Annotated in this window: 7 protein-coding genes; all 7 read left to right on the plus strand. The window is 49.5% G+C overall.

What is annotated here, in order from left to right; translation table 11 throughout:
• Positions 1 to 6 precede the first annotated feature (6 nt).
• The 7 genes from GJV22_RS21680 (at position 7) to GJV22_RS21710 (ending at position 12,191) form a co-directional block, all read left to right on the plus strand.
• Positions 7 to 2,343 carry a glycoside hydrolase family 3 C-terminal domain-containing protein gene (locus GJV22_RS21680; RefSeq protein ID WP_163718653.1) on the plus strand — a complete coding sequence of 779 codons (2,337 nt, stop codon included), beginning with the start codon at positions 7 to 9 and terminating at the stop codon, positions 2,341 to 2,343.
• Between the two features lie 71 nt (positions 2,344 to 2,414).
• The gene (locus GJV22_RS21685) at positions 2,415 to 3,767 is read left to right on the plus strand and encodes a neutral/alkaline non-lysosomal ceramidase N-terminal domain-containing protein (protein WP_163718654.1); all 1,353 of its coding nucleotides are present in this window, start codon (positions 2,415 to 2,417) and stop codon (positions 3,765 to 3,767) included.
• A 37-nt stretch (positions 3,768 to 3,804) separates the two neighbouring features.
• A complete protein-coding gene (locus GJV22_RS21690; RefSeq protein ID WP_163718656.1) occupies positions 3,805 to 5,478 on the plus strand; it encodes a carboxylesterase/lipase family protein in 1,674 nt (557 codons plus the stop codon).
• A 39-nt stretch (positions 5,479 to 5,517) separates the two neighbouring features.
• Positions 5,518 to 7,176: a carboxylesterase/lipase family protein gene (locus GJV22_RS21695; protein WP_163718658.1), complete on the plus strand. Its 1,659-nt coding sequence runs from the start codon at positions 5,518 to 5,520 to the stop codon at positions 7,174 to 7,176.
• A 30-nt stretch (positions 7,177 to 7,206) separates the two neighbouring features.
• Positions 7,207 to 8,034 carry an MBL fold metallo-hydrolase gene (locus GJV22_RS21700; protein ID WP_163718660.1) on the plus strand — a complete coding sequence of 276 codons (828 nt, stop codon included), beginning with the start codon at positions 7,207 to 7,209 and terminating at the stop codon, positions 8,032 to 8,034.
• A 33-nt stretch (positions 8,035 to 8,067) separates the two neighbouring features.
• Positions 8,068 to 10,425 (plus strand): alpha-L-rhamnosidase-related protein, encoded by a 2,358-nt coding sequence (locus GJV22_RS21705; protein WP_205462002.1) that lies wholly within the window; start codon positions 8,068 to 8,070, stop codon positions 10,423 to 10,425.
• Positions 10,426 to 10,529: 104 nt separating this feature from the next.
• Positions 10,530 to 12,191 (plus strand): FAD-dependent oxidoreductase, encoded by a 1,662-nt coding sequence (locus GJV22_RS21710; protein ID WP_163718662.1) that lies wholly within the window; start codon positions 10,530 to 10,532, stop codon positions 12,189 to 12,191.
• Positions 12,192 to 12,225 lie beyond the last annotated feature (34 nt).

A 12,225-nucleotide genomic window follows, 5' to 3' on the forward strand; every position in this document is an offset into this window, starting at 1 on the left:
AACAATATGAAAAATATACTTCTTACGGCATTGCTGTTTCTTGGCATTGTATTCGGAAAACAGACGAGTGCCCAGCAATTAACGAATTCGAATATTGACGAGATTGTCAAAACCATGACACTGGAGGAAAAAGCCAAATTGTTGGTTGGTTTCCGTAACCAGGCGTTCGGTGGCGGAAGTGCCACGGTTGGCCATACCGAGGATTTGGTGCCCGGTGCAGCCGGCACAACGCAGGGCATCGAGCGCTTGGGAGTCACGCAGGCGGTGCTCACCGATGGTCCTGCGGGGGTGCGCATCAGCCCAACACGAGCAAATGACGAAGCCACTTACTATTGCACCGGTTTTCCGGTTGGTACCTGTTTGGCATCCAGCTGGAACACCGAGCTGGTGGAGCAAGTGGGAGAGGCCATCGGGAACGAAGTGTTGGAATATGGGGCCGATGTGTTGCTCGCACCGGGAATGAATATTCACCGCAATCCGCTTTGCGGGCGCAACTTTGAGTATTACTCGGAGGATCCTGTTTTAACCGGTAAAATTGCTGCGGCTTACGTCAATGGCGTGCAAAGCAACGGCGTTGGCACATCGGTAAAACACTATGCGGCCAACAACCAGGAAACAAACCGCACCGAAAATGACTCGCAGGTTTCTCAGCGGGCACTGCGTGAAATTTACCTGAAAGGATTTGAAATTGCGATCAAGGAATCCAATCCCTGGACGGTGATGTCATCCTACAATAAAATTAACGGCGAATATACGCAGCAGAGCTATGATTTGCTGACGACGATTCTTCGCGACGAATGGGGTTTTGATGGTATTGTGATGACCGACTGGACACGTCCTCGCGACATTACAGCGCAGATTAAAGCGGGTAACGACCTGATGGAACCCGGCATGCCGGAACAATCAGAAGACATTATTGCCAAAGTGAAAAGCGGTGAACTGGCCGAAGCAGCTGTTGATATTTGCGTGAAGCGTATGCTGGAGTTTGTGGTCAAAACGCCACGTTTCAAAGGCTATGATTATTCCAATAAACCGGATCTGAAAGCGCACGCAGCCGTAACACGCCAGTCGGCAACTGAAGGAATGGTGTTGCTGAAAAACGATAACGAAGCGTTGCCATTGGCTGAAAACGTGAAAAATATTGCGCTGTTCGGTGTTACCTCTTACGATTTCATTGCCGGCGGAACAGGATCGGGCGATGTCAACAAAGCCTACGTGGTTGATCTCATGCAGGGATTGAGCAGCGTAGGTTATACGGTGCAGGAAGATCTGAAAGATTTGTACGAAAAATACAAAGCCTATCAACGGGCAAAAATTGATAGCGAAACCGAATTTCACAGCTGGTTTAAAGGAAAACCCGTGCTGCCTGAGATGCCGGTTTCGAAGTTGTTTATTGGTAAGCGCGCCGAAGATTCGGACATTGCCGTGGTAACTATTGGCCGCAATGCCGGTGAAGGTGGTGACCGCAAAATTCCGAATGATTTTAACATCACAGTGGAGGAACGCGCGCTTCTGAATGATGTTTGCGATGCCTTCCACACAGCAGGCAAAAAAGTAGTGGTGATTTTGAACATTGGCGGAGTGATTGAAACCGCTTCGTGGAAAAATTTGCCTGATGCGATATTACTGTCTTGGCAACCAGGACAAGAAGGTGGAAATTCTGTGGCCGATGTGTTGAAAGGTGCTGCCAATCCATCCGGAAAATTAACTATGACCTTCCCGGTTGCAACCATGGATCATCCTTCGTCTAAAAACTTCCCTTACGACTATGAGGCTCCGCGTGTTGACTTGTTTTTTGGCAATTCATCCGCCGAAAAAAATGTGGCCTACACGGTTTACGAAGAGGGCATTTATGTGGGGTATCGCTATTTCACAACGGCTGAAAAGGCTGTTTCCTATCCCTTTGGTTATGGCTTGAGTTATACCACATTTGAATACAGTGATGCTGAGATTTCCAAAACAAGCAATGGATTCACTGCCACGGTAGCCGTCAAAAATACAGGTAAAGTGGCCGGCAAAGAAGTGGTGCAGCTTTACGTATCAGCTCCTGAAGGAAAACTGGAGAAACCTGTTCGAGAGTTGAAGGCTTTTGTAAAAACAAAAGAGCTGAAGCCAGGAGAAAGTCAGAAAGTGACGATGAAATTTACAAACTATGATCTAGCCTCATACGACGAGAAAAGCCAGTCATGGATAACAGAGGGAGGCCAGTATGTTGGCGGGTTTGGCGTTTCTGTGGATGATCTGTTCAGTCAGGTCTCGTTTTCTGCCGATGGCGCCATTTACAAAGCACACGACGCTTTGAAACCGGCTAAAGCAATTGAAGAGTTGTCCTTGAGAAAATAGCAAGCTTCAATTTTTAGCAAACTAGCCTAGCCAACTAAACCAATCTTAAAAAAGGAAACCTGCAGATGAAAATGAGAAGTTTAATTTTAATACTCGTGATAGGCTTGGGTACTTTTCAATGGGGTTTTGCCCAAGCACAAAAAGCCTCTCCCTTTCAGGTGGGAGCCGCAAAAATCGATATTACGCCAAACGAAAATGAATTGCCGGAAGGCTACTACAGTATCCGCGATCATTTGTTTTGCCGGGCCGTTGTTGTTCAAAATGAATCCACGTCGGCAGCTTTAATTGCTGTTGATCAGGGGATGGTGAACAGCGATTTATACACCAAGATCGCAGCACAAATTGAAGCTGAAACCGGAATTCCGGCACCGAATGTTTTTGTGTCGCCCTCGCATACACACAGCGCTCCATGGGGAATGGAGGCTGCCGTTGAAAAAGGGGTGTTGGCCGCGGTAAAGGAGGCTAAAGCGAATCTGCAGGATGCGACACTCAGCTATAAAACGGGCTTGTCGTATCTGAACATCAATCGCGATGTGATTGACGAACAAACGCGGCTTTGGAAGCAGGGACCAAACTACGACGGCCCATCGGACAAAACGGTTGCGGTGATCACCTTCCGCTCAACGGCTGGCGATCCGATTGCGGTGTATTACAACTACGCCATGCATGCCAACATGATGTTTATGGGCGGAACCATTAGTGCCGACTTTCCGGGTGAAACTTCAAAATACATTGAAGACTATTATGGCGATGGCGTGGTTGCTTTGTTCTCGAGCGGCGCAGCGGGCGACCAAAATCCGGTATCGGTGGAGCCGATGGTGGAGGTTGGCCACAAAAAAGTAGATGCTCTTTTAGCCAGTGGCAAAGCAAAAGATTTAGCCGAAGCAATTATGATGGCTGGATTTGGAGGCGGAGCCGAAGTGGAGCTGGAGCCGAAAGCGCTGGAGCGCCAGTCGCAAATGATTAGCTCGCTGGGCCAGATTTTAGGCGAAGAAGTGTTGCGGGTAACCCATTTGCCCCAAGCTTCCGATTCGCTGATTGCAATCTCCGGTTCCAAAGAAATCTTAACCTGCCCGGGGCGAACCCGAACCAATACGGGACGCGAAGGTGCTCCCGGCACTTACGAAGATGGTGAGCCGGTCAATATCCAGCTTAGCCTTCTGCGCCTGGGCGATATTGCCATTGCGGCTGTAAATGCGGAAGTGTACAATATCATCGCTCAGCGTTTAAAAGAGGAATCTCCCCTGACCAGAACGATATTTTCATCCATTACCAACGGGGCAGCCAATTCGGGCTATATCCCCAATGATGATGCCTTTCAGCGTTACACCTTCCAGGTGCTTAGTTCGCGATTGCAGCCCAATCATGCGGAGCGCGGCATAATCGATGGTTTGGTAGGGATGATCAAAGCGTCGGAACTATAGGGACCGATCAGAAACAAACAATTTAAAACACAACAAAATGAGCAATATTAGCAGAAGAAAGTTTGTATCGTGGATGGGCCTGTCGGCAGTTGCAACGGTTGCTCTGCCTCGCTTAGGCTACGGTATGTCCCAGCTTGGCGCAGAGCAGCTAAAATCGGGAAGCTATGTGGAAGCGGAAACCGTTTACGGAAAAATTAAGGGTGTTCGCTTCGATGGTGTCAATGTTTTCAAAGGCGTGCCTTATGGCGGGCGTATTTCGGGTGATCGGCGTTTTCGTCGTCCTGCTCCGCTTGAGCCCTGGGCAGGTGTGAGAGATGCGCTCGAATTGGGTGCTCCCGCGATTCAGAACCCAAGACGTGGAGAACCGGACCCGGCTGAAGATTGCTTGTTTTTGAATGTGTGGACGCCTGCGAATGACGGCAAAAAGCGGCCGGTCATGTTTTACAGCCATGGTGGTGGTTTTGTGGGCGGCTCTGGTGGTGCCGGCGGACAGGATGGCGCTAACCTGGCGCGTAATTTCGATGTGGTGGTGGTGGAAACCAACCACCGGTTGGGCCTCCTGGGCTTTCTTTACCTGGACGAACTAGCCGGATCGGACTACGCCGGATCGGGCAACATGGGCATTGCAGATATTGCGACCGGCCTGAAATGGGTGAACGATAACATTGCGCAGTTCGGCGGCGATCCCGACAATGTGATGATCTTTGGTGAATCGGGTGGTGGTGCCAAAACATCGTGCTTGTACGCTATGCCCGAGGCGGCACCGTTTTTCAACAAGGCGTCGATTGAAAGTGGTCCCGGTGTTCGGATGATGACCACCGATATGGCCGCCCAAACAACGGAGATGATCCTGAAGGAATTGAATATTTCGCCGCGCAACTGGAAAAAGATACTCGATGTGCCGGCAGCCGACTTGCTCGCTGTTCAGGCAAAAATTCCGTTTACCCCACCATTTCAACGGATAAAAGGCGGTATAACCGAACCATTTGCCGGAGGTCTGGGCCCGGTTGTGGATGGCGTTGTTTTACCCAATCACCCTTTTGATCCAACAGCACCGGAAATTTCGAAAAACAAACCCTTGATCACGGGCTGGAACGAGGATGAGTACACCTTTTTCGCCTGGGAACGGCACGATGCCGATTCGTTTAAAATTGGTTTCGACGAGTTGCCGGCAAAACTGGAACCCCAGTTCGGCAGCGACACTCCCAAAATTATCGAAGCCTACCGCACCGCGCGACCCCATGCTTCGGCTCCGGATATTTATGTGGCTGTGAACTCGATCACGCTGATGGGGCTTGGATCTATTGAAATTGCGGAGAAGAAGGCGAAGCAAAATGGAGCGCCGGTTTATCTGTACAATTTCGGTTACAAGTCCAACATGAAAATCCCCGGAACCGATTACGAAATGGGAACTCCGCATGCCATGGACATCACCTTCAAGTTTAATAACGAAGTACCTCCGAAAGAAGGCGAAGGGCCTCGCTGGAGCTTTGCCGGTGATAAGCCGGATCGTTATGTGGCTTCGCATAAAATGGCCGAGTTGTGGTCTACTTTTGCGCGAACCGGCAAACCCGCCGCCAAAGATGTGCCCGAATGGCCGGCTTACAACCTGAAGGACAGACCAACCATGCGTATTGATACCAATTGCGAGGTGATTAACGATCGCTTCAAAATTGAATTGGATATGTGGCGATCAATTGGTCGCTTATAAAACGAAACTGTTAAAACTGAATTTCAAAAAATACAAACCATGATACTAACCAAACAAACTCAATTATTCCTAACGGCGATTTTATTGCTTGGCCTGAATGCCTGCCAATCGGGTTCTGCCAACTCAACCGCTGCCGTTGAAGTGCGTGGTTCGCACCCGATGGTGGCCAATGCGGAGACCGCCCAAACAAGCACCGAGGCCGGTGATGTGATCGGTTATGTGCACGAGGGAGTTTTCAATTACAAGGGGATTCCTTACGCCAAAGCTGAACGTTTTATGCCTCCACAGAAACCCGATAAATGGGAGGGGGTACGGAGCTGCCGCTCGTACGGGCCGGTTTGCCCCATCAATGTGGAGTCAATGATTCTGTTTGATGAGATGGAGTTCGCCCAGCAGCATAACTTCTGGTACATGAAAGAAGATGCCTGTCAAAATCTGAATGTATGGTCGCCAGCTATCAATGATGGAAAAAAACGCCCGGTCATGGTTTGGCTGCATGGTGGCGGCTACACGGCTGGTTCGTCCTGTGAGCTGCCCAGTTACGATGGCGAAAACCTGAGCCGAACAGGTGATGTGGTGGTCGTTTCCATCAATCACCGTTTGAATGTATTGGGATTTTTGGATCTCTCGGCAGTGGATGAAAAGTATGCCCAATCGGCCAACGTTGGTATGATGGATGTGGTTGCCGCCTTGGATTGGGTTCACAACAATATTGCCAATTTTGGTGGCGATCCCGGCAATGTAACCATCTTCGGTCAGTCGGGTGGTGGCGGCAAAGTTGCGACTATGTTGTACACACCCTCAGCCCAAGGTTTGTTTCACAAAGCCATCATGCAAAGTGGTGCGCTTGGAAAGTTTTCGAGCAAGGAAGCGACGCAACGGGTTGGCCTGGCTATTCTGGACGAGCTGGGGCTGAAAAAATCGGAGGTGGACAAGTTGAAAGATGTGCCTTACGATGAATTGCTGGCTGCCGGTAATCGTGCCTTTGCCAAAGCAGGGCAGGGGCTCGGTCGCTTAGGCTGGGCGCCATCCTGCGATGGTGAATTTATTCCGCTGCAGCCGGGAGCACCGGGCGCTGAAGATTTGGCCAAAGATATTCCATTAATCGCTGGATCGAACCAGGTTGAATTCGGTTCGTTTGGTGGTGGCGCCGACTTGTTGCACGCCGGCGAAGCAGCCATTGTCAACTTCCTGCACGAGCGCTATGGCGACAAAACCGAGGCTTATGTGGCTGCCTACAAAGAAGCTTATCCGAATACAAAAATGCCATCGGACATGAAGGATGTGGATTTGATGTTCCGTCCGATGCTGCTGGATTTCATCAAGCTGAAATCGTCCGTTCCCGGTGGAGCTCCGGTTTACAACTATGTGTTTGAATGGAATGCGCCGCATTTGGATGGCATGCTGAAATCGAGCCATTGCATGGAGATTGCTTTCGTATTCAACAACATTGCGCGCACCGAAGAATACAACAGTGGTTCGCCTGAAGCTTACGCTTTGGCCGACAAGCTGAGCAAAACCTGGGCGACCTTTGCGTGGACTGGAAATCCGAATACTGATGCGCTGCCCGAGTGGGAACCTTTCACACCGGATGGTGGCGCAACCATGTTGTTCGACAACCAATCCAGCCTGGTTCATAAACACGATCAGAAGCTGTTGGAAATAGCCGCTTCTGTTGGTCAACCAAGTATGTTTTAATCAATTTTCATTCAAAAAACTGAAAACAAAATGAAAAGAATTTCACTGATAGCTATCCTGACAATCGCGGTTCAGCTGGCCGTGCTTGCGCAACCGCAATTCAATATTCAGGGCGAGGAAGTTTATAAAGGCGATGACGTTGTTTTTCATCAAATTGATGAACATACCTGGGTGGGAACCGGGCACATCATGTTTAACGAAAGCCTTTACTTGGTTGAAGGAGATGAAAAGGCCGTACTGATTGATGCCGGGACGAACATTAAAGATTTGGACAAAATTGTGGCGTCAATCACTGACAAACCGGTGATGTTGGTTGCCACACACGTGCATCCGGATCACACGGGGGCTTCAATCGATTATTTCCCCGAATTGTATATCAATCCGGCTGATACGGTAGGAATTCCGCAGTTTATGCCCAACTACAAGGGCGACGTGAAATACCTGAAAGATGGCGAGCTCATTGATCTTGGCGGGCGTCAGTTGGAGGTTGTGTTTACACCCGGGCACACGCCGGGCTCAACAACTTTCGTAGATAAGGCGGCACATTATGGTTTCAGTGGCGACTCCTTTGGTTCGGGTAATTTATTGCTGACAACCAACTTTTCAACCTTGCTGGCAACTTGCGAAAAAACGAGCAAGCTGATGGCTGACCAGGGAATTGAAAAGCTTTATCCGGGGCACTTTTTCGGTCCGAATGAAGAGACTCCCCAACGCGTTGACGATTTGGAAAAAATTGCCAAAGGTGCTTTGTCGGGCGACATTGCCGGGGAAACAAATCCGGGAGCAATGCTCGGCCTCGATTTGTTTATCAACCAATACGGTGTGCGGGTAAACTATAATGAAAAAGCGCTGAAATAAACCTTTAGCGATCGTTGAATTAAATTCCAGATGATGAAAAAGCTGATACCTTTCCTAATGATATTCCTGTCTCTCCATGTTTCGGCACAGTTTGGCGCGCCGGATCCGAATTGGGATGCCAGTTGGATTTATGTGGCCGATGCCGGTGAAAATGATCCGGGACTCTATTTATTCCGGAAGCAGTTTTCAATGGATGTGGTGCCCGAAACATTTGAAGTGCGCGTTTCGGCCGATAACCGTTACAAGCTGTTTGTGAACGAACAGTTGGTTTCGCTCGGGCCGGTAATTGGCGACATCAAACACTGGAATTATGCAACAGTGGATTTGGCGCCTTATCTGAAGGCTGGCGAGAACCTGCTTGCTGCCATGGTTTGGAACGAAGGCGAGCTGAAACCTGTTTTTCAGTATTCGAAGCGGACGGCATTGTTGGTGCAGGGAACCAGCGACGAGACCAAAGCGGTGAATACCAACGCGAGCTGGAAATGTATTGAAGATCATAGCTATGCTCCGATTAGTCAAAAAGTACGCGGATACTACGCAGCCGGAGCAGGTGATAAGGTTGACATGAATGACAAAGTTCAGGGATGGAACAAAGCTGATTTTGACGATAGTGGCTGGTCGCAGCCCGAAGGATTTGTAGATCGCGCCTTTGTGGGCTTTGGATTCAATACCAGAAGTGGCTGGACATTGACACCTGCCATGATTCCTGCCATGGAATTGACTACGCAGCGTTTGACGACTACCTGCAAAGCCGATGGTGTTGACGTTCCTGCAACATTTCCACAGGAAAAAGCGACGATCACCGTTCCGGCAAACAGCACGGCGCACATCTTGCTGGACCAATCGTTTTTAACCAATGCCTATCCGACTTTGCAATTTAGTGGCGGTAAAAATGCGACCATCGTATTGACTTATGCTGAAGCGCTCTATGATGAAAAAGGCGCCAAAAATAACCGGAATGAGATTGAAGGAAAGCGTATTTCGGGCCGGCAGGATACGATAATTTCGAGTGGTGTGGAAAACCAGGAGTTCACATCCTTGAGCTGGCGGACCTATCGCTATGTTGAAATTGCGGTGACAACCAACGATCAACCGTTGAGCATTGATGATTTTTACGGCACGTTTACCGCTTACCCGTTTGAAATGAATGCCAAATTGGAGGTGGATGATGAGCTGCTGAGCCAAATTTTAGAAATTGGCTGGCGAACTGCTCGCCTGTGCGCGGTTGAAACCTATATGGATTGCCCCTATTACGAGCGGCTGCAATACATTGGCGATGCACGCATCCAGATGATGATTTCGTATTACAACAGCGGCGACGATCGCCTGGCAAAATACGCGCTGAGCCTGTGGGACTATTCGCGCCAGGCGGACGGTTATACGCTCAGTCGTTATCCGGATACGCAGGGGCAGGTCATTCCGCCATACTCCTTGTGGCATGTCAGCGCTTTGTACGATTACATGATGATGGGCAACGATCGCGAGTTTGTGAAAAGCAAGTTGCTCGGAACCCGGCAAATTTTGAATTATTTCATAACACATGTTGCGGACGATGGATCGCTGAAAAATGTGCCGGGATGGAACTTTACCGACTGGGTGCCCGAGTGGGAGATGGGTGTTGCCCCGATGATGGAAGATGGAACGTCGGCCCTGCTGGATTTACAATTGCTCTTGGCCCTGCAGTCGGGGCAGGCGCTGGAAGAAACGGAAGGCTCGGTGGATTATGCTGAATTGTACGCCAAGCTGAGCGAAAAGCTGGCGACCACAATCACCGAAAAATACTGGGACGAATCTCGCGGAATGTTTGCCGATACGCCCCAAAAAGATTTATTCTCGCAACATGCCAACTCGCTGGCAATTCTCGCCGGATTAGTTGATGGACAGCGAGCTCACGCAATCGCTGAAACGATGCTGGCAGATACCACTTTGGCGCAGGCTTCAATCTACTTTAAGTATTATCTCCACCTGGCCCTGGCACAAGCTGGTTTGGGTGACAACTACCTGGATTGGCTGGATATTTGGCACAAGAATATCGACCTCGGTCTGACAACCTGGGGCGAAACGTCGGAGGTCGAAACAACCCGTTCCGACTGCCATGCCTGGGGATCCAGCCCCAATATTGAGCTTTATCGCACGGTGCTCGGAATTGAAAGCGCTGCTCCTTATTTCGCCAAGGTGAAAATTGAGCCTCATTTGGGTTCTATTTCAAAAATTGCCGGTGAAATGCCACATCCACAGGGGGCTATTTCCGTAGCCTACAACAAAACAAACAAAGGGCTGGAAGCGGAAATCAGCTTGCCGGATGGGGTAACCGGAACGTTTATTTGGGACGGTGCAACTTATAAACTTCAGTCCGGAGATAATAAAATTACCTGTAAATCGAAAAACTAACGCAAAACCAGCAATAAGCTAAACGACACGATCTGAGCTGACTTATTGCTTCGCTGCCTTCCACATAAGGTAGAACGACTAACAACCTGATTAACTTATGAAATATGGATCGATACACAAAACATACCATTGAGAATGGAATTTCCCGACGTGGTTTCTTGTCGCGAGCGACCGTGGCCTCACTGGCTGCGGGCTTTGTTGGGCTGAATGCTTGTAAGCCGAATAGCCCGCAGCAGAAGCTTTTTGACGAGAATTTGGTTTACGGGACCAGTGCCGACGAAAGCGCGATGTTGTCCTTTCTGACCAAGCCGGAGCCAATTTTGGAATCGGCAATTTTCAAAACAGTAACTGTTGATGTAGTCGTGGTTGGCGCTGGTGCGTCCGGTGTGCCGGCAGCCTTGTCGGCCCTGGAAAGTGGCGCGTCGGTTGCGGTTTTGCAGAAAGAGAATATAGCAATTTCTCAAGGAAATTCCGGTGCCGGAATCGACCTGGAGAACAGTGACCGGGCAGGAGTGGAGGCGCTTGTTTCAACCTTGATGAAGGAAAATGCTCATCGCTGCAGCCCGACACTTTTGCGCGAGTGGGCCTACAATTCAGGAGAAGCGGTCACTTGGGTGATCGATCGGGCGAAGAAAGCGGGAGCCAGTGTTTTTGATCAGGGCAATTTACAACAGGTGAAGATTGTCAACATAAACGGTTATAAGCTGAGTTACAATACGGCCTATTTCGGTCCGAAACCCTTCAATAATGGAGATGGCATGAAAGCTTTGGCCCAATATTCGGAAAAAGCAGGGGTGAAGTATTTCTACAGTACACCGGCGGTTCAGCTGCTGAAAAATGAATCGGGCGAAGTGACTGGCGTAATTGGAAAAAATGGCGAAGGCCAATTTATTCGTTTTGTGGCCAATAAAGGAGTGATTTTGGCAACGGGCGATTACCAGAATAATAAGGCCATGTGTGACTATTTTATTCCGGATGCGAAGAATTTTGGCCGCAAACAATCGAATAAAACCGGCGACGGGTTTCAAATGGGCCATTGGGCCGGCGGTGTTATTGAGCCGATCGGCCATACGAAAATGCTGCACGATTTTGATGCCGGCCCGGCTTCGATGTGCGATATGCCGTTTTTGGCCGTTGACCACGCCGGTAACCGATTTGTGAATGAAAATGTGGAAATGTCCCTGCTGAATAACTACCTGAGGCATTCGGACAAAGCCGGGCAGTATTCGCAGATTTTCGATTCAAACTACATGACACAGGCTGCGAACTGGCCCGGAGTATTGGTCCCTCCCGACAAGTTAAAGGAATACATGCCCGAGGAACCAGGGCCGCACGACCATGTTTCAGCCCCGTTTATAAATACGCATCAAGCTAACACCATTGAAGAGTTGGCTGTGAAGCTGGAAGCCGATCCGGCAACTCTGGTAGCCACCGTAAAACGCTACAACGAGTTGGCAAAACAGGGAATGGACAGCGATTTTGGAAAGCCGGCACATCAGCTTTTCCCAATTGAACAACCACCTTTTTATGGTATTCATCGCACCTTGCGATTATCGGCGGTTTGTTCCGGCTTGCTGGTCAACGAAAATCATCAATGTCTGGATGGCGATGGAAATCCGATCAGAGGCTTGTATGCCGTGGGTAATCTTGGTGGCGGGTTTTACGGTGGTGTCGATTATCCGCTAATCGTTTATGGCTTATCGCTGGGGCGCTGCTACACCTTTGGCTACCTGGTGGGTAAACACGTGGCAAGCCTGAATGCTTGAGACGGATTCAACATTGTAAAACTGGAGGAACAAT

Source organism: Mangrovibacterium lignilyticum (assembly GCF_010882175.1).
Taxonomy (GTDB): Bacteria; Bacteroidota; Bacteroidia; order Bacteroidales; family Prolixibacteraceae; genus Mangrovibacterium; species Mangrovibacterium lignilyticum.